Here is a 21,740-nt window from a genome sequence, read left to right on the forward strand (position 1 = left end):
CGATCAAGAAGGTGCTGCGTTCGATGCCGCGCACCTGCTTTCCATACATGTTCTTCTGCTTGATGACGCCGAACAGATTGCAGACGGTTTCGTCGGCGTCGGAGATGAGAGGGAAAGGAAGCTCGTACTTGGCCTTGAAATTCTCGTGCGATTTCAGCGAGTCGCGCGAGATGCCGATCACGATCGCGCTGGCCGACAGGAAGTCGCCGTGCAGATCGCGGAAATCCTGGCTTTCGGTGGTGCAGCCGGGCGTGTTGTCCTTGGGGTAGAAATACAGGATCACCGCCCGCCCCTGGCACTGTTCAAGGCTGATGGGGCCTATCGTGCTTTCGGCGGTGAACAGCGGGGCGGGTTTGCCTATGCTCGGCGTCATTGACTGGATGCTCCATTGGGCGGGATGAGGGCGACGACCACGCGCCGTCCCTCAGCCATCAGGATGTTGTAGGTGCGCGAGGCGGCGTGGGTATCCATCGTTTCCACGCCAATGCCGACGGCCAAAAGGGGACGTAATACTTCGGGGCGCAGGAACTGTTGCTTGCCGCCGGTGCCCACCAGCAGGACTTCGGGCGCGTTGGCCGGCCGGCTGGGCGCGGCTTCCGGGGCATCCAGAAAATCCAGGGGGTTGCGGGCGGGCTCGGACAATCCGGCTGCCTGAAGCAAGAGGGAGGAGGTAATGTCGGCCGGCGACTCAACGGGCCAGATGGTCACTTCGCCTTCGGGGCCAAAAGCGACCGAGGAGGAAAAACGTACCTGGTTGACCTCGATATAACCATCACCGTAAGCGGTGACAGTGTTAAGAGCGGCCGTCGCAGGATCGGTATGCAGCTTCAATAAAAACTCCGGCTATACGTGCTTGATAATAGCGCATCGGACACGGCGCATGTTGCAACGTATCCACGAGGGAAAAGGGCTTTTTTTTCCCATTTGCCCCTCAGGCGTCGTTGCGCTAGATTACAGGGTTTTGCTGCGCTGCAATCGTGTGCTGGCGCGGCTCTAAGCCCCCTTTCCCCTTCGCGCGACCGCGCCCTGGTCTTTTTGCCTTTTCGCCCCTAAGGATTCCCATCATGAGGAAGTTCTCTCGCATTGAGCGTTTGCCCCCGTACGTTTTCAACATTACCGGCGAGCTCAAGATGGCGGCGCGTCGGCGCGGCGAAGACATCATCGACATGTCGATGGGCAATCCGGACGGGGCGACACCCAAGCACATCGTCGACAAGATGGTGGAGGCGACCAGCCGTCCCACCACCCACGGCTATTCGGTGTCCAAGGGCATCCCGCGTCTGCGCAAGGCGATCTGTGACTGGTACCAGCGCCGCTACGCGGTCGAGTTCGACCCCGACTCCGAAGCCATCGTCACCATTGGCTCCAAGGAAGGCCTGGCCCACCTGATGCTGGCCACGCTGGACCGCGGCGACACCGTGCTGGTGCCCAATCCCAGCTACCCGATCCACATCTACGGCGCCGTCATTGCCGGCGCCAACATCCGTTCCGTGCGCATGACGCCGGGCGTGGACTTCTTCGAGGAACTGGAGCGCGCCGTGCGCGAATCCATCCCGAAGCCCAAGATGATGGTGCTGGGCTTTCCCAGCAACCCGACCGCCCAGTGCGTCGACCTGTCGTTCTTCGAGCGCGTGGTCGCGTTGGCCAAGGAACACGACATCCTCGTGGTGCATGACCTGGCCTACGCCGACATCACGTTCGACGGCTACGTGGCCCCGTCCATCATGCAGGTGCCCGGCGCGCGCGACGTCGCCGTCGAGTTCTTCACGATGAGCAAGAGCTACAACATGGCGGGCTGGCGCATCGGCTACATGGTCGGCAACCGCGAGCTCGTGAACGCGCTCGCGCGCATCAAGAGCTATCACGACTACGGTACGTTCACGCCGATCCAGGTGGCGTCCATCGCCGCGCTGGACGGTCCGCAGGACTGCGTGAACGAAATCGTGGCGCAGTATCAAAGCCGCCGCGACGTGCTCGTGCGCGGCCTGCATGAAGCAGGTTGGAATGTGGAAATTCCCAAGGCGTCCATGTACATCTGGGCGCAGATCCCCGAACCCTACCGGGCGATGGGCTCTTTGGAATTTGCCAAGCGTGTCCTGTCGGATGCGAAAGTGGCCGTGTCCCCCGGGATCGGCTTCGGCGAGTATGGCGACGAATACGTACGCTTCGCTCTTATCGAAAACGAGCAGCGCACCCGCCAGGCGGTGCGTGGCATCAAAGATATGTTCCGCAAGGACGGTCTGCTGAAATGACGGCAGTCCACTTCCGCAGCGCACAGGATTATGGAGAAGTGAAATGAATTCCCCTCAACGCCCGCCCGCAGAGGGCGGCGCGATGAACCCCATGAAAGTGGGCCTGCTTGGTCTTGGCGTGGTTGGCGGCGGCACATGGACCGTGCTGTCCCGCAACGCCGAGGAAATCGCGCGTCGCGCCGGCCGTCGCATTGAAGTCGTCCGCGCCGCCGTGCGCGATGTGGAAAAGGCGCGCGCCCGCGTGGGCGATTCCATTCTGGTCGACACCGATGTGCGTGCGCTGGTGCGCGATCCCGAAATTGACATCGTCGTCGAGCTGATCGGCGGCGACACGCTGGCCCGCGAGCTGGTGCTGGAAGCCATCGCCAACGGCAAGCATGTGGTCACGGCCAACAAGGCGCTGCTGGCCAAGCATGGCAACGAGATCTTCGCCGCCGCGTCCGAACGCGGCGTGATGGTGAACTTCGAAGCCGCCGTCGCCGGCGGCATTCCCATCATCAAGGCGATCCGCGAAGGCCTCACCGCCAACCGCATCCAGTGGGTGGCCGGCATCATCAACGGCACCACCAATTTCATCCTGTCCGAAATGCGCTCGCGCGGCCTGCCCTTTGCCGACGTGCTGGCCGAAGCCCAGCGCCTGGGCTACGCCGAAGCCGACCCGACGTTCGACGTGGAAGGCGTGGACGCCGCGCACAAGCTGACGCTGCTGGCCTCGCTGGCATTCGGCGTGCCGGTGCAGTTCGACCGCGCCCACATCGAAGGCATCTCGCAACTGGCCGCCGAAGACATCGAGCACGCCGAACGCCTGGGTTATCGCATCAAGCTGCTGGGTATCACCAAGCGCCGTCCCGACGGCATCGAGCTGCGCGTGCATCCGGCGCTGGTGCCGTCCGAGCGACTGCTGGCCAATGTCGAAGGCGCGATGAACGCGGTGCTGGTCAAGGGCGACGCCGTCGGCCCCACGCTGTACTACGGGCAGGGCGCGGGCGAAGAGCCCACCGCCTCGGCCGTCGTGGCGGATCTGGTCGACGTGACGCGCCTGCACACCGCCGATCCGGGCAACCGCGTGCCGCATCTGGCCTTCCAGCCGGACGCCATGTCGGACACGCCCATCCTGCCGATCGAGCAGGTCAGCACGTCCTACTATCTGCGCCTGCGCGTTGACGATCAGCCGGGCGTGCTGGCGGACATCGCCCGCATCCTGGCCGACCGCGGCATTTCCATCGGTTCGATGATCCAGCAGCCGTCGCACATCGGTGGCGCCGACATCATCTTCCTCACGCATGAGGCCGTGGAAGGCAACGTCAACCAAGCCATCGAGCGCATCGAATCGCTGCCCTTCGTGCGGTCCAAGGTCACGCGCCTGCGCGTGGAGAACCTGACCTGATGAAGCCTGGCTCCCTCGCAAGGGAGCCAGGCCCATCGTGGAGCCATTGACATGAAATACATCTCTACGCGCGGCGGCATGGCCGCGCTGGAATTCTCCGACATCCTGCTTGAAGGCCTGGCGCCCGATGGCGGGCTGGCCGTGCCGCAGACGCTGCCCCAGGTCTCCGCTGAAACGCTGGGATCCTGGCGTGGCCTGCCATATGCCGACCTGGCCTTCGAAGTGCTGTCGCTGTTCGCTACGGACATTCCCGCGGACGACCTGCGCCGCCTGACCCGCGCCGCCTACACGTCGCAGATCTTCAGCAGCGAGGACATCGTTCCGTTGCGTCCGCTCGACGGCGGGCTGTCGTTGCTGGGTCTGTCGGAAGGTCCGACGCTGGCGTTCAAGGACATGGCCATGCAGTTCCTCGGCCAGGTCTTCGAATACGTGCTGGAAAAGCGCGGCACCACGTTGAACATCGTGGGCGCCACCTCAGGCGACACGGGCTCGGCGGCGGAATACGCGCTTCGCGGCAAGAAGGGCGTTGCGGTGTTCATGTTGTCGCCGCATGGCCGCATGAGCGCCTTCCAGCGGGCGCAGATGTACTCACTGCAGGACGAGAACATCCACAACATCGCCGTGCGCGGCGTGTTCGACCAGGCGCAGGACATCGTCAAGTCGCTGGCCGGCGACCTGGACTTCAAGAACCGGTATCGTCTTGGCGCCGTGAACTCGATCAACTGGGCACGCATTGCCGCCCAGGTCGTTTACTACTTCCATGGCTGGCTGCGCGCCACCGAACGCGCCGGACAGGAAGTGTCGTTTGCCGTGCCGTCGGGCAACTTCGGCAACATCCTGTCGGGCCACATCGCGCGCCGCATGGGCCTGCCGATACGTCGCCTCGTGCTGGCCACGAACGAAAACAACGTGCTGGAAGAATTCTTCCGCACCGGCGTCTATCGTCCGCGTCCCGCTGAACAGACCTACGCCACGTCCAGCCCGTCGATGGATATCTCGCGCGCCTCCAATTTCGAGCGCTTCGTGTTCGATCTGGTGGGCCGCGATACCGACCGCGTGAAGGCGCTGTGGACTGCGCTGCCGCGCGATGGCGCGTTCGACCTGTCCGACATGAAGGACCAGTTCGAGTCGCAGTATGGCTTCGTGTCGGGCGCCAGCTCGCATGTGGACCGTCTGGCGACGATTCGCGCCTTGTATGACGCCACCGGCGTGCTGGTCGACCCGCACACCGCTGACGGCGTGAAGGTCGCGCGCGAATTCGTCGAACCGGGCATCCCCATGCTCGTGCTGGAAACCGCGCTGCCGGCCAAGTTCTCCGAGACCATCGAGGAAGCGCTCGGCCGTCCTGCCACGCCGCCCGGCAACCTTGCCGATCTGGAATCGCTGCCGCAACGCGTCGAAGTCATGGACTGCGACGAAGCATCCGTACGCCGTTTCATCGAGGCGCACGCCAAGGTGTAAGCACGCTTGCCGCTTGTATACGGTTGCAACCCCTCTCAGTCGCACGCTGAGAGGGGTTTTTCATTATTGGGGCCGGGTCCGATTACGTTCTTAAGCATTTTGCCCACAACCCGACACGATTTTGGGGGGCGATTGGGCTAGAGTGAAATCACTATTCAACACTCGGAGAACACGACCATGAACCTGAAGACCATGACGTTGGCCCTGGTGATGACCGGCGTTGGAGTACTGGCCGGATGCTCGTCGCCCTCGGTTATCAACCAACGCGACGGATCTTCGACCGTAGCGCCCGACGAGCCCGAATACGACAAGAAGTCGGGCATGTATGAATACGAACAGAACGGCAAGAAGGTTCAGATCAACAAGGACGACGTGAAGTCGATCGAAGAGGTCAAGTAAGCAAGCCTGACCCTCTGCACCAAGCAAAAGCCCCGGCTGTCATGGCCGGGGCTTTTGTTTTGCTGCGGAACGAATGGGCGCGGTTTACTTGCCCGCGTCCTCGGCGTGGTAACGGCCCACCCGTTCGACTTCGTTCTTGGAGCCCAGGATCACGCTCACGCGCTGGTGCAGCTTTTCAGGCTGGATGTCCATGATGCGCTGGGTGCCGTTGATGGCCGCGCCGCCCGCCTGTTCGATCAGGAAGCTCATGGGATTGGCTTCGTACATCAGGCGCAGCTTGCCGGCCTTGCCGGGCTCGCGCGCGTCCCACGGGTACATGAAGATGCCGCCGCGGGTGAGAATGCGATGCACGTCCGCCACCATCGAGGCGATCCAGCGCATGTTGAAATCCTTGCCCAACGGGCCGGTGGAGCCGGCCAGGCAGTCGTCGATGTAGCGCTTGACCGGCGGGGCCCAGTGCCGCATGTTCGACATGTTGATGGCGAATTCCTTCGTGTCTTCCGGCACGCGGATGTTCTCGTGCGTCAGCACCCACGAACCCATTTCGCGATCCAGCGTGAAGCCCACGACGCCGTTGCCGATGGTCAGCACCAGCATCGTCTGCGGGCCGTAGACGGCATAGCCGGCCACCACCTGCTTGTTGCCCGGCTGCAGGAAGTCGTCTTCGCAGACGGGGGCGCCCGACACGTCGTGCGGCGCGTGCAGCACCGAGAAGATGGTGCCGATGGAGACGTTCACGTCGATGTTCGACGAGCCATCCAGGGGATCGAACAGCAGCAGGTATTCGCCCTTGGGGTAGCGGTTCGGGATCAGATGGATGGTTTCCATCTCTTCCGAGGCCATGGCCGCCAGGTGGCCGCCCCATTCGTTGGCTTCGAGCAGGATCTCGTTGGACAGCACATCCAGCTTTTTCTGCACTTCGCCCTGGACGTTCTCGCTTTCCAGGCTGCCGAGGACGCCGCCCAGCGCGCCCTTGCTGACCGCATGGCTGATGGCCTTGCAGGCGCGTGCCACCACTTCGATCAGCAGCCGGACTTCCGGCGCCAGGGCTTGGGCGGAGCGCTGTTGCTCCACCAGGTATTGAGTCAGTGTTTTACGTTTCAAAAGGATCTCCCTATGCGGCGAATTCTAAAGCCTTGGATACGATTTCCTGCACGTTGCGCGACAGGCCGTCATGCTGGCGCACTTTTTCAAGTGCGGCCTGCATGGGCGCGCGCAGCGCGGGGACGAAGCGCGACCAGTTGTCCAGCGCACGCGCCAGGCGCGCGGCGATTTCCGGGTTCAGCGCGTCCAGCGCCAGCACCTGCTCGGCCCAGAAGGCATAGCCCGATCCGTCCGGATGGTGCATGCCGCGGGCATTGTTGAGGCAGAACTGGAAAATCAGCGCGCGGGCGCGGTTGGGGTTGCGCAGCGTGAAGGCAGGGTGCTTCATCAGCTCGCGGGCCGTCTGCACGGTTGTCGAGCGGGCAGCCGCCTGCAACGCGAACCACTTGTCCACCACCAGCGGGTTTTCGCTCCACTTCGTGTAGAAAGCGGCCAGCGCCTGCTGCGGGAAGTCGCCTTGTCCGAAGTTGATCAGGGCAGTCAGCGCGGCCATGCTGTCGGTCATGTTGCCCGCGGTGGCGTACTGCTGTTCGGCCAGGCGCTGGGCCTCGGGCTCGCCCGCCGCCATCAGGTGGCTGAGCGCCAGATTCTTCAGGGCGCGCATGCCGGCGGGAATCGGAGCGGGGCTGTACTCGCCCGGCGTCTGGTTCTCGTCGAAGGCTTGGCGGAATTCGGCCTGCAGTTGACGGCCCAGTTCGGCGCGCAGGAAGTCGCGCGCCACGGCCAGTGCAGGCGGATCCACCTGCTGCATGCGCTCGGCCAGCGTCTTTTCCGACGGCAGCGCCAGGGCGCGCGCACGGTAGGCGGCATCCAGCGCGGGATCGGTGAGCAACGCGCGCCAGGCGTCGATGAAGGCCGTGTCTGCGTGCAGCGTATGGCCCGCCTGGCGGGCGTCGGCCAGCGCCAGGATCTGGCGGGTGGCCAGTTCCTGGCCGGCTTCCCAGCGCGCGAACGGATTGCCGTCGTGTGCGGACAGCAGCGCCAATTCCTCGTTGGACCAGTCGTAGTCCACGATGACCGGCGCGGAGAAGTCGCGAAGCAGCGAGGGCACCGGCCGTTCGGCGATATCCTCGAACACCCATTGCTGGCTTTGCGTCGTCAGCTCCAGCAGCGCGGTGTCCACGATGGCGCCGTCATGGCGCAGCGGCAGCGCGTTGCCTTCGCGGTCCAGCAGGCCGATCGCAAAGGGAATGTGGAAGGGCGCCTTCACGTAGTCCGGGCCGGCCTTCTTTTCGACGCCGACGGGCGGGCAGGACTGGGTGAGCGTCACAGTGCAGCGGCGCGCGGCGGCATCGTGATCAAGCCTGACCGTGACCCGCGGCGTGCCGGCCTGCCGGTACCAGCGGCGAAACACCGACAGGTCGCGGCCGGGATGCTGCTTGACGTAAACCGATTCCATGGCTGCGACGAAATCGTCACACGTGACGGCCTGGCCGTCGTGGCGACGGAAGTATTCGTCCATGCCCGCGCGGAAACCGGCCTCGCCCAGCAGCGTGTGCTGCATGCGGATGACCTCGGCGCCTTTCTCGTACACGGTGGCGGTGTAGAAGTTGCCGATCTCCTGGTAGCTTTCCGGACGGATCGGATGGGCCATCGGGCCGGCGTCTTCGGGGAACTGGGCGGCGCGCAGCGCCACGACGTCGTCGATGCGTTTGACGGCCCGCGCGCTGGCCGCGGCTGCGGCGTCCATGTCGCGCGCCATCATGTCGGCACTGAATTCCTGGTCGCGGAAAACCGTCAGGCCTTCCTTCAGGCTCAACTGAAACCAGTCGCGGCAGGTGACGCGGTTGCCGGTCCAGTTATGGAAGTACTCATGCCCGATGACCGATTCGATACCTTCGTAGTTCGCGTCGGTGGCCGTCTGCGGATCGGCCAGCACGTAGGCCGCGTTGAAGATATTCAGACCTTTGTTTTCCATGGCTCCCATATTGAAGTCATGGACGGCGACGATCATGAAACGGTCGAGGTCCAGTTCGAGTCCGAAGCGGCTCTCGTCCCAGCGCAGCGAACGCACCAGCGAATCCAACGCCCATTCGGTTTTCGTTTCTGAGCCGGGGTCGCTGTAGACCTGCAGCAGCACATCGCGGCCGCTGACCGTTTTGACCGTGGTTTCGCGATGAGTGAGGTTGCCCGCCACCAATGCAAACAGATAGCAGGGCTTGGGGAACGGATCTTCCCATTCGACCTCGTTGCGGCCGTCGGGCAACTGGCGCGAGGCGATCAGGTTGCCATTGGACAGCAGCACGGGATACTCGGGCTTCGCACGCAGCGTCACGCGATAGCGCGACATGACGTCGGGTCGGTCGGCGAACCAGGTAATGCGCCGGAATCCTTCGGCCTCGCATTGCGTGAAGAAATTGCCGCCCGACACATACAAACCCATCAGTGTGGAATTGGCGGACGGCTTGCAGCGGCTGACAATTTCAACCGTGGCGTCGGCGGGCAGGCCACGCAGCGTGAGCGTGTGTTCGGACAACTGGTAGCTGGCGGCGGGCAGCGGCTCGCCATTCACGCCTACCGACACGAGTTCCAACTCTTCTCCGTCCAGGATCAGGGCGGCGTCGGCGCTGGCTTCAGGCCTGCGCTGCACGTGCATGGTGCAGCGCACTTCGGTCGCGTCGGGCGCGAGGTCGAAGGCGAGGGCGACTTCGGGAATTTCGTAGGGGTAGGGCTGGTAATCCTTGCGGTAAACGGTAACGGGCGTGTCGGTGCGCATGGGATTTGCAGTCCTGTATGAACAAGAAGGCTATTGTAGTGGCTGGCCAGGGAGCGGAACCTTGGGCTTACGGGCTAGCCTGAAAACTTTTGGCAAGCGCTTATGTCAAAGCTCGTTATGATGGCGCCGTCGCGCGCAGAGGAGTCGCAAATGTCCAGGTCGTCTTGGTTCAGCAGTCTAGGCCGGTGGGCCGGCATATTTGCCGTGCTGGGGGCGATGACGTTGACGGGCTGCGCCGCGCCGACGGTCTCGGCACGCGTGACGTCGTTTCAGCAATGGCCGGCGGCTGTCGAAGGCCAGACCTATCAGTTTGTTCCTGCCGACCCGTCGCAAATCAATAATCTGGAATATCAGTCCTTCCAGGACATGGTGCGCGCAGGCATTGGCGCCACGGGCCTGGTTGAGGCGCGACCCGGCGTGAAGGGCCGCTTCGAGGTGTCGTTCCGCTATGGCACCACGCAGACGCAGGTGATGGTGCGCCGTCCGTACGATCCGTATTTCTATGGCGGCTACGGCGGTTTCTATGGGCCGGGACCTTGGGGCATGGGTGCAGGATTCTGGGGGCCGGACTGGGTGGATGTTCCCATGGTGGTCCAGCGCAATTCCCTGTCGCTCTTCATACGTGATACCCAGCAAGGCGGCGCCGAGGTTTACCGTTCGACCGCCTTCATACTGAGCGAGCGAGACGATTTGATTCGCACCATGCCCTATCTGGTGCGTGCAATATTCGACAACTTCCCGGGCAATAATGGCGCGGAACGCGAGATTCAATTCCCCGCGCGTTGAGCCAGGAGGGCGCCCCGTGCGCCTGCCTAAAATAAAAGCGGCGCACCATGATGGTGCGCCGCTTTTATTTCTTACTGAGGAATAGGTTTTATTCCTTGATAAGAAAACTCTCGCGGGTGGCGCCGCCGGCTTCTTCGGCCGCGAGCCAGCGCGGCGCCTTGCCGCGACCGCTCCAGGTTTCTCCGGTTTGCGGGTGGCGGTACTTGGGCGCCACTGCGCGCTTCGCGGCGCCGCCTGCGCGGGCGGGGGCGCTTGCCTTGCGGCGGCCACCCGTTGCAGCGCGGGCAGGCTTGCCGGCGCCATACGCGGCGATGATTTCTTCGGGCGTAATGTCGTACTCGCGCATCGACGTGATGATGGACGTGATCACCGGCTTGCGGCGCTTCGTCTGGAGGACTTCCGCCTTCTTTTGGAGCTTGTTGATTTCCTTTTCGATCTTTGCTTGCAGAGCTGCGTAGGTTTCTCGGGCCATGGTTTATTCCTGATTATGGAACTGCTTTAATCGCCGGCGAAGTTATGTTTATTTGTTGTGCTTCGCATAATACAGAATTTAAGTCGAAGTATCGCGATTCTCAGACTAATTACTTTGTATCAAAAGGGCGGGAAGGCTTATCGCCTGCGGGTCACCGCAATTTTCACGACATAGGAAGCAATATCTTAAATTTGGGACAAACTGAAACAAGCGACCGCTTGGTTTACGGGTTTAGCGGGAATTCGCCGATTGTCGGACAACCGCGAGAACGGCTCTGGGCCTGGCGAAATCGGGAGCGTGCAAGGTGCGGTGGGAACTATCGGCGCGCTTTTAGCGTCAATATCCGCACGCTCCATGCGTGCTGAATTTGTCGCAAACACACGCGTTATACATTATGGCTTTGTGACCCCCCTGCGGTGGTATACCCCCAAACCAACGGGGGTTCCGTCCCCCAGATTTCATTTTGTTGTCAGGTCGTACGACGACTTAAAAAGCGCTCTGGCAGGCAAGCCAACCCGGGCGCAATTGCTTAACTTGATACCCAGTATGCCGCCCCCAACTGTTTGGGCGAGATAATGCGAGACCATTTTGTCTCGCATGCAGTGCCACATTTGCCACTGCGGCGAACCGCGACTTTTGGCGTTCGCCGCGACGCCGGGCCCGTGTCGGCGGTACGATACGGTCTTGAGCGCCATGACGCGCGTGCGCGGCCCTGGTGCCGTTCTTGAACTGAGCCTATGAAAATCATCGATCCCGCCATTGCTTCCCTGGCCACCGCCAAATCCCTTCTGCTCGACCCCTGGGGTCTGACCGAAGCGGACATGGCGCGGGCACTGGGTGAAATCTTCACCCACAAGGTCGATTACGCCGACCTGTACTTCCAGTACACGCGCAGCGAAGGCTGGAGTCTTGAAGAAGGGATTGTGAAGACGGGCAGTTTCTCCATCAGCCAGGGCGTGGGGGTGCGGGCCGTCAGTGGTGAAAAGACCGCTTTCGCCTATTCGGATTCCCTGTCGCCCGAGGCGCTGCTGTCGTCGGCGCATGCCGTGCGGGGCATCGCGCGCCGCGGCGCGGGCAAGGTCAAGGTCGCCGCCCATGTTGAGGCCGAGATCGGCCGCAGCCTATATGCGGACATCGACCCTGTCGCCAGCCTGAGCGCGCCTGAAAAGGTCGCGCTACTCGAGCGCATCGAGCGCATGGCGCGGGCGCGCGATCCCCATGTGATCCAGGTCATGGCCGGCCTGGGCGCCGAATATGACGTGGTGCTGGTCGCAGGCAGCGATGGCCGCCTGGCCGCCGACGTGCGTCCGCTGGTGCGCCTGTCGCTTACCGTGATTGCGGAACGCAATGGCCGCCGCGAAATGGGTCATGCGGGCGGCGGCGGCCGGCTGGGTCTGGCCTACTTCACCGACGAGATGCTGCAGGGCTATGTCGAGCGCGCGGTGCACGAAGCCATGGTCAACCTCGAGGCCCGTCCGGCGCCGGCCGGCGAAATGACGGTTGTTCTGGGCTCGGGCTGGCCCGGCATCCTGCTGCACGAAGCGGTCGGTCACGGCCTGGAAGGCGACTTCAACCGCAAGGGCTCCAGCGTGTTCTCCGGCCGCGTCGGCGAGCGCGTGGCATCCAAGGGCGTCACCGTGATCGACGACGGCACGATTCCCGACCGCCGCGGCTCGCTCAACATCGACGACGAGGGCAATGCCACCCAGCGCAATGTGCTGATCGAAGACGGCATTCTGCGCGGCTACATGCAGGACACCCTGAACGCCCGCCTGATGAAGACCGCCGCCACTGGCAACGGCCGCCGTGAGTCCTTCGCGCATCTGCCCATGCCGCGCATGACCAACACGTACATGCTGGCCGGCGACAAGCCCGCCGACGAGATCGTGGCCTCGGTCAAGCGTGGCCTGTATGCCGTCAACTTCGGCGGCGGCCAGGTCGACATCACCAACGGCAAATTCGTGTTCTCGGCCTCCGAGGCCTACATGATCGAGGACGGCAAGGTCACGTATCCGGTCAAGGGCGCCACGCTCATCGGCAACGGCCCGGACGCCATGAACCGCGTCACCATGATCGGCAACGACCTGCAGCTCGATTCCGGCGTGGGCACCTGCGGCAAGGACGGCCAGAGCGTGCCTGTCGGCGTGGGCATGCCCACGGTCCGCATGGAAGGCCTGACGGTCGGCGGCACGGCCTGACGCAATAAATGGGGGCGGCACGCGGCAAAATCTGGCGTGACGCCCTCAAAAAACTGTGCTAGAGTCGGTCCCCATGAAATTCGCGTCCCCCGCCTTTTATTTTTATTTTTTTGGTTTTCTGAAGCCGCTGGCGGAGGAAGGGACGCGCTCAATCTGAAGTTTGGACAGAATCCCCCCAAAAAAGCCGCCAGCAAATCTGGCGGCTTTTTTTATGCCGCCGTGGCGGGCAACCCAGGAGCAGTACCGTGTCGCACAACACCGATGACCTTCGTATTCGAGAAATCAAGGAACTGAATCCGCCCTCGCACGTGATGCGCGAGTTCGCGTGCACCAAGGAGGCGTCCGAGACCGTCTTCGCCGCGCGGCAAGGCATGCACCGCATCCTGCACGGCATGGACGATCGCATGATCGTCGTGATCGGTCCGTGTTCCATCCACGACACGCGGGCCGCCATCGAATACGCCAAGCGCTTGAAGCCCGTGCGCGACCGCCTGAGCGCGGACCTGGAAATCGTGATGCGCGTGTACTTCGAGAAGCCGCGCACGACCGTGGGCTGGAAAGGCCTGATCAACGATCCCGACCTGGACGGCAGTTTCGACATCAACAAGGGCGTGCGCGTGGCCCGCGAACTGCTGCTGGACATCAACAGCATGGGCCTGCCGGCGGGATGCGAATTCCTGGACATGATTACGCCGCAGTACATCGCGGATCTGGTCTCCTGGGGGGCGATCGGGGCGCGCACGACGGAGAGCCAGGTGCACCGCGAGCTGGCGTCGGGTCTCTCGTGTCCGGTGGGATTCAAGAATGGCACGGACGGCAACGTGAAAATCGCCGTCGATGCGATCAAGGCGGCCTCGCAGCCGCACCATTTCCTGTCGGTGACCAAGGGCGGCCATTCGGCCATCGTGTCCACGGCGGGCAACGAGGACTGCCACGTCATCCTGCGCGGCGGCAAGACGCCGAATTACGACGCGGCCAGCGTGGACGCCGCCTGCCAGGACGTGTCCAAGGCCGGTCTCGCGCAGCGCATCATGGTCGACGCCAGCCACGCCAACAGCAGCAAGAAGCCGGAGAACCAGCCGCTCGTCGTCGAAGACGTGGCGCGCCAGATGGAAGCCGGCGATGCGCGCCTGGTCGGCGTCATGGTCGAAAGCCATCTGCTGGGCGGCCGCCAGGACATGGTGCCGGGCCAGCCGCTGGTGTACGGCCAGAGCATCACCGACGGCTGCATCGACTGGGATGCGTCGGTGGCCGTGCTGGAGCGCCTGGCGCAAGCCGTGCGCGAACGCCGCCGCGTTGCGCTGACCTCTGGCAAGTAATTCGGGCGGCACGAGATTCCGGAAAGTGAGGGGATGCGCCGCGCACCGTCAGCCTGGGGCGGTGTGCGGCGCAGCACGCGAGGCGGCGTAGAATATTCGGATTATCGAACCCGGAAAACCACGAGATCATGAACGCTCCCTTGCACGCCGAATCGTTGCGCCGCGCGGTACCGGCCGCCTGTCTGGATGCGCTGCGCGCGCACTTTGGCGACCGCCTGTCGGAATCGGCCGCCGTTCGCGAGCATCACGGCCGCGACGAATCGCCTTACCCTGCCATGCTGCCCGACGCCGTGGTCTTCGCGCACTCGACGGAAGATGTCGCATTCGTCGCCAAGGTGTGCAACGAGCACCGCGTTCCCTTGATCCCGTACGGCGCTGGCTCGTCGCTCGAAGGCCACATTCTTGCGATCCAGGGCGGCATCAGCCTGGACCTGTCGCAGATGAACAAGGTCCTTGCCATCAACGCCGAAGACCTCACCGCCACGGTGCAGGCCGGCGTGCTGCGCAAGCAGCTCAATGAAGAAATCCGCAGCACCGGTCTGTTCTTTCCGATTGACCCGGGCGCTGACGCCAGCCTGGGCGGCATGGCCGCCACCCGCGCGTCGGGCACCAATGCCGTGCGCTACGGCACGATGCGCGAAAACGTCATGTCGCTGACCGTCGTCACCGCGGACGGCCGCATCATCCGCACCGCGGGCCGCGCCCGCAAGTCGTCGGCCGGCTACGACCTGACGCGCATTTTCGTGGGCAGCGAGGGCACGCTGGGCATCATCACCGAAGTGACCGTGCGCCTGTATCCGCAGCCCGAAGCCGTGTCCGCCGCCGTCTGCAATTTCCCGACGCTGGACGCCGCGGTGCAGAGCGTGATCGAGATCATTCAGATGGGCGTGCCGATCGCGCGTGTCGAATTCATGGACGCCGCCAGCGTGCGTGCCGTCAACCTGCACAGCAAGCTGACCCTGCGCGAAACGCCGTTGCTGGTGTTCGAATTCCACGGCAGTCCCGCCGGCGTGCAAGAGCAGGCCGAAACCGTGCAGGCCATCACGGCCGAGCATGGCGGCATGGACTTCGAATGGGCCGAGCGCCCCGAAGATCGCAGCCGCCTCTGGACCGCGCGCCACAACGCGTATTTTGCGGGCCTGCAATTGCGTCCCGGCTGCCGCGCCAGCACCACCGACGTCTGCGTGCCGATCTCGCGCCTGGCCGATTGCGTGCGCGACACCGTCGAGGAACTGGACCGCGCAAGCTTCCCGTACACCATCGTCGGCCACGTGGGCGACGGCAACTTTCATGTGCTGATGCTGCTGGATGCCGACAGCCCGCAGGAATGGCAGGAATCGGAAGCCATCAATCACAACCTCGTGCGCCGTGCCATCGCGGCCGACGGCACCTGCACGGGCGAGCACGGCGTCGGCCTGCACAAGATGCAGTTCATGGCGGAAGAACACGGCGAAGACGCGCTGGACCTGATGCGCAGTCTGAAGCACGCGTTCGATCCGAACAACATCCTGAACCCGGGCAAGATCGTGTCCTGGTAATCAGCAGGGGGAGGCCGCAAAAGCCTCCCCGCTCATCGGCGGCGCCTGCTGCTTTTACGCGACAGGCTGCTTCACGGTTTACTGCCGGTTACGTATGAACTGGCCGCAAATGCCGGTAAATGCGTCAGGTGCGGGTAAATCCCGGCCTGATTAACATGAGCACACGCGCTATTGTTGCGCTCATGAATTCACTGGTCGAAACCGGCCTGGCACAAGTGCAGGCGCCTTATTCGCAGCAGCAGCTCATCGAGGCGTTGTCGGCCGCGTTGCCCGCGCACTGTGTGCTTTATCGCGAAGAGGACACCCGTCCTTACGAATGCGATGGCCTATCCCTTTACCGCTCGATTCCCGCGGTCGTCGCCTTGCCCGAAACGGAAGCGCAGGTGCAGGCCATCATGCGCATCTGCAAGCGCTTGAATGCGCCCATCGTGGCGCGCGGCGCCGGAACGGGATTGTCGGGCGGCGCCATGCCGCACAGCCAGGGCGTGTTGCTGGGGCTGTCCAAATTCAATCGAATCAAGCACATCGATCTGGCCAGCACGACAGCCATCGTCGAGCCGGGCGTGCGCAATCTTGCGATCTCCGAAGCGGTGTCGCCGTATGGGCTGTATTACGCGCCGGACCCGTCGAGCCAGATCGCGTGCTCCATCGGCGGCAACGTCGCGGAAAACTCCGGCGGCGTGCATTGCCTGAAATATGGCCTGACCGTGCACAACGTGCTGCGCGTGCGCGTGGTCACGATCGACGGCGACGTGGTCGAACTGGGATCGCACGCGCCGGACGCGCCTGGACTGGATCTGCTGTCCGTGTTCGTCGGATCGGAGGGCATGCTGGGCGTCGTCACCGAAGTGACCGTCAAGCTCATCCCGAAGCCGGCCTGCCAGCAAGTCGTCATGGCCAGTTTTTCCAGCGTCGAGGCGGCAGGCAACGCGGTCACGCAGGTGATCGCGGCGGGCATGATTCCCGCGGGACTTGAAATGATGGATCGCCGCGCGACGCACATGGTGGAGCCGTTTGTCCGCGCGGGTTACGACATGGACGCGCAGGCCATCCTGCTGTGCGAATCGGACGGCACGCCCGAAGAGGTGGCGCACGAGATCGCGCGCATGGAAGAAGTGTTCCGGCAAGCCGGCGCCACGCGCTGCCAGGTGTCGGCATCCGAGGCGGAACGGCTGAAATTCTGGGCGGGGCGCAAGAACGCGTTTCCCGCCGCCGGGCGCGTGTCGCCCGATTACTACTGCATGGACGGCACGATTCCGCGCCGTCATCTGGCGCGCGTGCTGGGCGCCATTGAACAGATGGAAGACGAATTCGGCCTGCGATGCGCCAACGTCTTTCATGCCGGCGACGGCAATCTGCATCCGCTGATCCTGTTCGATTCGAATAAGCCGGACGAGGTGGAGCGCGCCGAAAAATTCGGTGCGGCCATTCTTGAGCTGTGCGTGCAGGTGGGAGGAACCGTGACCGGAGAGCACGGTGTGGGAATGGAGAAGATAAATCAAATGTGCGTGCAATTCTCTCGCGAAGAACTCGACGCGTTCCTGGCAGTCAAGCGGGCCTTCGATCCGCCGTGCCTGCTGAATCCTGAAAAGGTCATCCCCACGCTGGCACGCTGCGCCGAATACGGCAAGATGCACGTCCATGCGGGAGAACTGCGCTTCCCCGATCTCGCCCGTTTCTAGGACGTATCCCCTATGGATTTTGTCCTGTCGGAATTGTGCGACCAGGTCATGACGGCCCGTGCCGGCCACAAACCCCTGTTCGTGATGGGCGGCGGCAGCAAGCGGTTCTACGGCAATTACCGTCCCGTCAGGCCGCAGGACGGTCACTGCCTGCTGGATATGACGCCGTACCGCGGCATCGTCAGCTACCACCCGTCTGAACTCGTGGTGACGGTGCGCGCCGGCACACCGCTGGTCGAACTGGAGGCCGCGCTTGCCGAGCACGGCCAGATGCTGGCCTTCGAGCCGCCGCATTTCGCGCCCACCGCGACGGTGGGCGGCTGCGTGGCGGCTGGTCTGTCGGGCCCGCGACGCATGAGCGCGGGCGCCTTGAAGGATTTCGTGCTCGGTGCGCAACTGCTGGATTCGGACGGACGCATCCTGTCCTTCGGCGGCGAGGTCATGAAGAACGTGGCGGGCTATGACGTGTCGCGCCTCCTGGCCGGCTCGCACGGCATTTTCGGCGCCATCCTGGAGGTGTCGCTGAAGGTCGTGCCCAAGCCCATGGAAGAGATGACGCTGGCGTTGCCCGCGACGCAGGCGCAGGCGCTGGCCAACTTTGCCTTCTGGCGCGGTAAGCCCCTGCCCATCTCGGCAACGAGCTGGGCAGGCGAGGGCGGAGAAGGCGTGACGATGGTGCGCCTGTCGGGCGCGCCGCCGGCGTTGGCAAGCGCGCGCGGGCTGATCGGTGGCGACGTGCTAGAGCCGGATGCGGCCGACGCATGGTGGAGGTCGTTGCGCGAGCAGACCCACCCGTTCTTCACGGCCGGACAACCCTTGTGGCGTCTGGCCTTGCCGCCCACCACCGCGGACCTTGAGTTGGGGCCGACGCTGGTGGAGTGGGGCGGCGGCCAGCGGTGGCTGAGTGGTCCGCGCGATGCCGCCGAGCTGCGCGAGACGGCGGCCGGGCATGGCGGCCACGCGACGCTGTTCCGGCCCGCCGATACCCCGCCGCCGGCCGATGGCGTGTTTCATCCGCTCGCGCCGGGCGTCGGCGCGATCACCCGCAGGCTGAAGCAGGAGCTCGATCCCGCCGGCCTCTTCAACCCCGGCCGCCTGGTCCTGGAGCTATAGGGCATCATGCAAACCAATCTGGCTTCCTGGGCAAGCGGCACCGATCTGGGCAACGAGGCGGACGCGATCCTGCGCCGCTGCGTGCATTGCGGATTCTGCACGGCGACCTGTCCGACGTATCAGGTCCTGGGCGACGAGTTGGACAGCCCGCGCGGACGCATCTATCTCATCAAGCAGGTGCTGGAGGGCAAGGAGCCCACGCAATCCACGCAGCAGCATCTGGACCGCTGCCTGACCTGCCGCAATTGCGAGACCACCTGCCCGTCCGGCGTCGAATACGGTCACCTCGTCGACATCGGCCGCAAGATCGTGGACGAGCGTGTGGAGCGGTCGTGGGGCGACAAGACCAAACGCACGTTGCTGCGCAAGGCGATGCTGTCGCCGATGTTTGCGCCGGCCATGCGCCTGGGCCAGAGCCTGCGCGGCATCCTGCCCCAGGCGCTCAGGCGCAAGGTGCCGGAGCGCCGCGACGCCGGCCCGCTTCCGCAGGTGGCGCGCCACGATCGTCAGGTATTGATGCTGGCGGGCTGCGTGCAGCCGGCCATGATGCCCACCATCGACGCCGCCACCATCCGCGTGCTGGATGCCGTCGGCATCGGTGCGCGCATCGCGCCGGGCGCGGGTTGCTGTGGCGCGGTCAGTTTCCACCTGGACGCGCAGGACGAAGCCGTGGCGCAGATGCGCGCCAACGTCGACGCGTGGTGGCCACTGGTGCAGGACGGCAAGGTCGAGGCCATCGTCATGAATGCGTCGGGCTGCGGCGCCATGGTCAAGGAATACGCCCACCATCTGCGCCACGATCCGGCGTACGCGCAGAAAGCCGCGGACATCATGGCGCTGGTGAAGGACGTGGCGGAGATCGTCGCGCCGCACGCCGAGTTGCTGCGGTCGCGCCTGCCGGCCGGCACGCGGGCATCGTTTCACCCGCCGTGCACGTTGCAGCACTGGCAGGGGCTGCGCCCCCTGTCCGAGCAACTGCTGGCCGACCTGGGCTTCGAACTGCAGCCGTTTGCGGACAAGCATCTGTGCTGCGGGTCTGCGGGCGCGTATTCGGTATTGAATCCGGACATTGCGCTGGAATTGCGCGACCGCAAGCTGGGCGCCATTGCGGCGGGCAGTCCAGATGTCATCCTGTCGGCCAACATCGGGTGCATCGGCCATCTGCAAAGCGGCACCGATACGCCGGTGCGCCATTGGGTCGAGGTGGTCGACGAGCAGTTGCGTCGCGCCGCGCAGGGCTGACAGCCCGCGCAGCGCCTGGCGTTGCGGTTACTCCACGGCCTTGACCATGTCTTCGAGCACCTTCTTGGCGTCGCCGAAGACCATCATCGTGCGGTCCATGTAGAACAGTTCGTTGTCCAGCCCGGCGTAGCCCGACGCCATCGAGCGCTTGTTCACGATGACCGTGCGCGCCTTGTAGGCCTCGAGGATGGGCATGCCGGCGATGGGCGACTTGGGATCATTCTTGGCGGCCGGGTTGACCACGTCGTTCGCACCCAGCACCAGCACCACGTCGGTCTGGCCGAACTCGCTGTTGATGTCTTCCATCTCGAAGACCTGGTCGTAAGGCACTTCGGCCTCGGCCAGCAGCACGTTCATGTGGCCGGGCATGCGGCCGGCCACCGGGTGGATTGCGTACTTCACGGTCACGCCCCGCGCGGTCAGCTTTTCGGCCAGTTCCTTCAGGGCATGCTGGGCCCGCGCGACAGCCAGGCCATAGCCCGGCACGATGGTCACGCTTTCGGCGTTGGTCATCAGGAACGCCGCGTCGTCCGGGCTGCCCGACTTGACGCTGCGCTGCTGCGCGTCGCCTGCCGCCGCGCCGCCGCCCGATTGCCCGCCAAAGCCGCCCAGGATCACGTTGAAGAACGACCGGTTCATCGCCTTGCACATGATGTAGGACAGGATGGCGCCCGACGAGCCCACCAGCGATCCGGCGATGATCAGCATGGGGTTGTTCAGCGAGAAGCCGATGCCCGCGGCCGCCCAGCCGGAATAGCTGTTCAGCATCGACACCACCACCGGCATGTCCGCGCCGCCGATCGGGATGATGATCAGCACGCCGAGCACGAAGGCGATGAGCGTCATGATGATGAACGGCGTCCATTCCTGCGTGAGCATGAACCAGACGCCGCAGCCCAGCATCGCCAGCGCCAGCGCCAGATTCAGCATGTGCTGGCCCGGGAACACCACCGGCGCGCCCTGGAACAGCCGGAATTTGTATTTGCCGGACAGCTTGCCGAAGGCGATGACCGAACCCGAGAACGTGATGGCGCCCACGAACGTGCCGATGAAGAGCTCGAAGCGGTTGCCGGTCGGGATGGCCATGCCGGGCGGCGCAATGCCGAAGGCGTGCGGCTCGGCCACGACGGCCACGGCGATCGCGACGGCCGCCAGGCCGATCATGCTGTGCATGAAGGCGACCAGCTCGGGCATCTTGGTCATCTCGACGCGCTTGGCCATCAGCGTGCCGATGGAGCCGCCGACCAGCAGCCCCAGCACGACCCAGCCCAGTCCGATCGTGGCCGTGCCGCTTCGCGCCAGCCCGATGATGAGCGCCGCGGTGGTCACCACGGCGATCGCCATGCCGGCCATGCCGAAGGCGTTGCCCAGACGCGAGGTGGTGGGATGCGACAGGCCCTTGAGCGCCTGGATGAAGCAGACCGAGGCGATCAGGTAGAGCAGGGTGACGAGATTCAGCGAGATCATTTCGCTTCCTCCTTGCCCGGCTTGCGGTCCTTCTTCTTGAACATTTCAAGCATGCGCCGCGTCACGAGAAAGCCGCCGAACACATTGACGGCGGCCAGCGCCACGGCAAAGACGCCCATGCCGCGCGCCAGTCCGCCTTCGGTCAGCGCGGCGGCCAGCATCGCGCCGACGATGATGATGGCGGAAATGGCGTTGGTGACCGCCATGAGCGGCGTGTGCAGCGCGGGCGTGACGTTCCAGACCACGTGGTAGCCGACGTAGATGGCCAGCACGAAGATGATCAGATTCATCAGGGTGGGGTTGATCGCTTCCATGGTCACGTCCTCCGCGTCACATTGCCGCCTTCGCACACCAGGCAGGCCGTCACGATTTCATCGTCGCGCTGGATCGCCAGCGCGCCGTCCGCATTGATGATGAGCTTCAGGAAATCCAGGATGTTGCGCGCGTAGAGCGCCGAGGCGTCGGTCGCGACCAGGCCGGGCAGGTTGGTCAGCCCGATGATCGTCACGTCATGCTTTTCGACGATGCGGCCTTTTTCGGACAGCGGGCAGTTGCCGCCGCGTTCGACGGCAAGATCCACCAGCACCGAGCCGGGCTTCATCGG

18 protein-coding genes and 1 pseudogene are annotated in these 21,740 nt (G+C 64.2%); 11 read left to right on the forward strand and 8 right to left on the reverse strand.

The genetic code is table 11. The features are described from left to right. Both RT697_RS14760 and RT697_RS14765 read right to left on the reverse strand, forming a co-directional pair. On the reverse strand, window positions 1-373 hold a 373-nt coding region (locus RT697_RS14760; RefSeq protein ID WP_313699805.1), incomplete at its 3' end, for a peroxiredoxin. Next, window positions 370-831 carry an Mth938-like domain-containing protein gene (locus RT697_RS14765; RefSeq protein WP_056567314.1) on the reverse strand — a complete coding sequence of 154 codons (462 nt, stop codon included), beginning with the start codon at window positions 829-831 and terminating at the stop codon, window positions 370-372. The genes RT697_RS14765 and RT697_RS14760, both read right to left, overlap by 4 nt. A 233-nt stretch (window positions 832-1,064) precedes the next feature. Between RT697_RS14765 and alaC the strand changes: the two genes are divergently transcribed. The 4 genes from alaC (at window position 1,065) to RT697_RS14785 (ending at window position 5,499) form a co-directional block, all read left to right on the forward strand. Continuing rightward, a complete protein-coding gene (gene alaC / locus RT697_RS14770) occupies window positions 1,065-2,252 on the forward strand; it encodes an alanine transaminase (RefSeq protein ID WP_056567313.1) in 1,188 nt (395 codons plus the stop codon). 82 nt (window positions 2,253-2,334) lie between these two features. After that, on the forward strand, window positions 2,335-3,639 hold the full coding sequence (locus RT697_RS14775) for a homoserine dehydrogenase (protein WP_312429742.1): 1,305 nt from the start codon (window positions 2,335-2,337) through the stop codon (window positions 3,637-3,639). A 51-nt stretch (window positions 3,640-3,690) separates the two neighbouring features. Further along, window positions 3,691-5,100: a threonine synthase gene (gene thrC, locus RT697_RS14780; RefSeq protein ID WP_313699808.1), complete on the forward strand. Its 1,410-nt coding sequence runs from the start codon at window positions 3,691-3,693 to the stop codon at window positions 5,098-5,100. A 177-nt stretch (window positions 5,101-5,277) separates the two neighbouring features. Continuing rightward, window positions 5,278-5,499 (forward strand): YgdI/YgdR family lipoprotein, encoded by a 222-nt coding sequence (locus RT697_RS14785; protein ID WP_056567306.1) that lies wholly within the window; start codon window positions 5,278-5,280, stop codon window positions 5,497-5,499. 84 nt (window positions 5,500-5,583) lie between these two features. Here RT697_RS14785 and RT697_RS14790 read toward each other — a convergent pair whose 3' ends face one another. Then, window positions 5,584-6,603 (reverse strand): class 1 fructose-bisphosphatase, encoded by a 1,020-nt coding sequence (locus RT697_RS14790; RefSeq protein ID WP_175124626.1) that lies wholly within the window; start codon window positions 6,601-6,603, stop codon window positions 5,584-5,586. A 10-nt stretch (window positions 6,604-6,613) separates the two neighbouring features. Further along, window positions 6,614-9,319: an aminopeptidase N gene (pepN, locus tag RT697_RS14795; protein WP_313699810.1), complete on the reverse strand. Its 2,706-nt coding sequence runs from the start codon at window positions 9,317-9,319 to the stop codon at window positions 6,614-6,616. Between the two features lie 150 nt (window positions 9,320-9,469). On the opposite strand from pepN, the gene RT697_RS14800 reads away from it, so the two are divergent. Next, window positions 9,470-10,105, forward strand: coding sequence for a DUF4136 domain-containing protein (locus RT697_RS14800; protein ID WP_313699858.1), 636 nt, complete (start codon window positions 9,470-9,472; stop codon window positions 10,103-10,105). A gap of 88 nt (window positions 10,106-10,193) precedes the next feature. Here RT697_RS14800 and RT697_RS14805 read toward each other — a convergent pair whose 3' ends face one another. Then, a complete protein-coding gene (locus RT697_RS14805) occupies window positions 10,194-10,577 on the reverse strand; it encodes an H-NS family nucleoid-associated regulatory protein (RefSeq protein ID WP_056567295.1) in 384 nt (127 codons plus the stop codon). A gap of 737 nt (window positions 10,578-11,314) precedes the next feature. Between RT697_RS14805 and tldD the strand changes: the two genes are divergently transcribed. The 6 genes from tldD to glcF all read left to right on the forward strand — a co-directional run bounded on the left by tldD (window position 11,315) and on the right by glcF (window position 19,669). Then, window positions 11,315-12,775, forward strand: a complete 1,461-nt coding sequence (gene tldD / locus RT697_RS14810) for a metalloprotease TldD (protein ID WP_313699812.1) — start codon at window positions 11,315-11,317, stop codon at window positions 12,773-12,775. A 245-nt stretch (window positions 12,776-13,020) separates the two neighbouring features. Further along, on the forward strand, window positions 13,021-14,094 hold the full coding sequence (gene aroG, locus RT697_RS14815; protein WP_175124622.1) for a 3-deoxy-7-phosphoheptulonate synthase AroG: 1,074 nt from the start codon (window positions 13,021-13,023) through the stop codon (window positions 14,092-14,094). A 128-nt stretch (window positions 14,095-14,222) separates the two neighbouring features. Continuing rightward, window positions 14,223-15,632 carry an FAD-linked oxidase C-terminal domain-containing protein gene (locus tag RT697_RS14820; protein ID WP_313699813.1) on the forward strand — a complete coding sequence of 470 codons (1,410 nt, stop codon included), beginning with the start codon at window positions 14,223-14,225 and terminating at the stop codon, window positions 15,630-15,632. 182 nt (window positions 15,633-15,814) lie between these two features. Beyond that, entirely contained in the window at window positions 15,815-17,314 is a 1,500-nt protein-coding gene (locus RT697_RS14825; RefSeq protein ID WP_312429699.1) for an FAD-linked oxidase C-terminal domain-containing protein, read from the forward strand. Window positions 17,315-17,326: 12 nt separating this feature from the next. After that, on the forward strand, window positions 17,327-18,427 hold the full coding sequence (gene glcE / locus RT697_RS14830) for a glycolate oxidase subunit GlcE (RefSeq protein WP_313699814.1): 1,101 nt from the start codon (window positions 17,327-17,329) through the stop codon (window positions 18,425-18,427). 6 nt (window positions 18,428-18,433) lie between these two features. Beyond that, window positions 18,434-19,669 (forward strand): glycolate oxidase subunit GlcF, encoded by a 1,236-nt coding sequence (gene glcF, locus RT697_RS14835; protein ID WP_313699816.1) that lies wholly within the window; start codon window positions 18,434-18,436, stop codon window positions 19,667-19,669. A gap of 27 nt (window positions 19,670-19,696) precedes the next feature. Here the strand turns inward: glcF and RT697_RS14840 are convergent, their stop codons facing one another. The 3 genes and pseudogenes from RT697_RS14840 to RT697_RS14850 all read right to left on the reverse strand — a co-directional run. After that, the gene (locus RT697_RS14840) at window positions 19,697-21,136 is read right to left on the reverse strand and encodes an NAD(P)(+) transhydrogenase (Re/Si-specific) subunit beta (protein ID WP_313699817.1); all 1,440 of its coding nucleotides are present in this window, start codon (window positions 21,134-21,136) and stop codon (window positions 19,697-19,699) included. Continuing rightward, window positions 21,133-21,450, reverse strand: a complete 318-nt coding sequence (locus RT697_RS14845) for an NAD(P) transhydrogenase subunit alpha (RefSeq protein ID WP_006224972.1) — start codon at window positions 21,448-21,450, stop codon at window positions 21,133-21,135. Before RT697_RS14845 ends, RT697_RS14840 begins: the two co-directional genes overlap by 4 nt. A gap of 2 nt (window positions 21,451-21,452) precedes the next feature. After that, window positions 21,453-21,740: pseudogene (locus tag RT697_RS14850) on the reverse strand (NAD(P)(+) transhydrogenase (Re/Si-specific) subunit alpha); the annotation flags it as partial.

The sequence above is a fragment of the Achromobacter sp. genome (assembly GCF_032113835.1).
In the GTDB taxonomy this organism is placed as follows: domain Bacteria; phylum Pseudomonadota; class Gammaproteobacteria; order Burkholderiales; family Burkholderiaceae_B; genus Achromobacter.

Coding starts and splice junctions, on each gene's coding strand:
- RT697_RS14825 (WP_312429699.1), top strand. CDS start 15,815: ATGAATTCACTGGTCGAAACCGGCCTGGCACAAGTGCAGGCGCCTTAT.
- glcF (WP_313699816.1), top strand. CDS start 18,434: ATGCAAACCAATCTGGCTTCCTGGGCAAGCGGCACCGATCTGGGCAAC.
- RT697_RS14800 (WP_313699858.1), top strand. CDS start 9,470: ATGTCCAGGTCGTCTTGGTTCAGCAGTCTAGGCCGGTGGGCCGGCATA.
- alaC (WP_056567313.1), top strand. CDS start 1,065: ATGAGGAAGTTCTCTCGCATTGAGCGTTTGCCCCCGTACGTTTTCAAC.
- RT697_RS14805 (WP_056567295.1), bottom strand. CDS start 10,577: ATGGCCCGAGAAACCTACGCAGCTCTGCAAGCAAAGATCGAAAAGGAA.
- glcE (WP_313699814.1), top strand. CDS start 17,327: ATGGATTTTGTCCTGTCGGAATTGTGCGACCAGGTCATGACGGCCCGT.
- tldD (WP_313699812.1), top strand. CDS start 11,315: ATGAAAATCATCGATCCCGCCATTGCTTCCCTGGCCACCGCCAAATCC.
- RT697_RS14820 (WP_313699813.1), top strand. CDS start 14,223: ATGAACGCTCCCTTGCACGCCGAATCGTTGCGCCGCGCGGTACCGGCC.
- thrC (WP_313699808.1), top strand. CDS start 3,691: ATGAAATACATCTCTACGCGCGGCGGCATGGCCGCGCTGGAATTCTCC.
- RT697_RS14785 (WP_056567306.1), top strand. CDS start 5,278: ATGAACCTGAAGACCATGACGTTGGCCCTGGTGATGACCGGCGTTGGA.
- pepN (WP_313699810.1), bottom strand. CDS start 9,319: ATGCGCACCGACACGCCCGTTACCGTTTACCGCAAGGATTACCAGCCC.
- RT697_RS14845 (WP_006224972.1), bottom strand. CDS start 21,450: ATGGAAGCGATCAACCCCACCCTGATGAATCTGATCATCTTCGTGCTG.
- RT697_RS14840 (WP_313699817.1), bottom strand. CDS start 21,136: ATGATCTCGCTGAATCTCGTCACCCTGCTCTACCTGATCGCCTCGGTC.
- RT697_RS14775 (WP_312429742.1), top strand. CDS start 2,335: ATGAACCCCATGAAAGTGGGCCTGCTTGGTCTTGGCGTGGTTGGCGGC.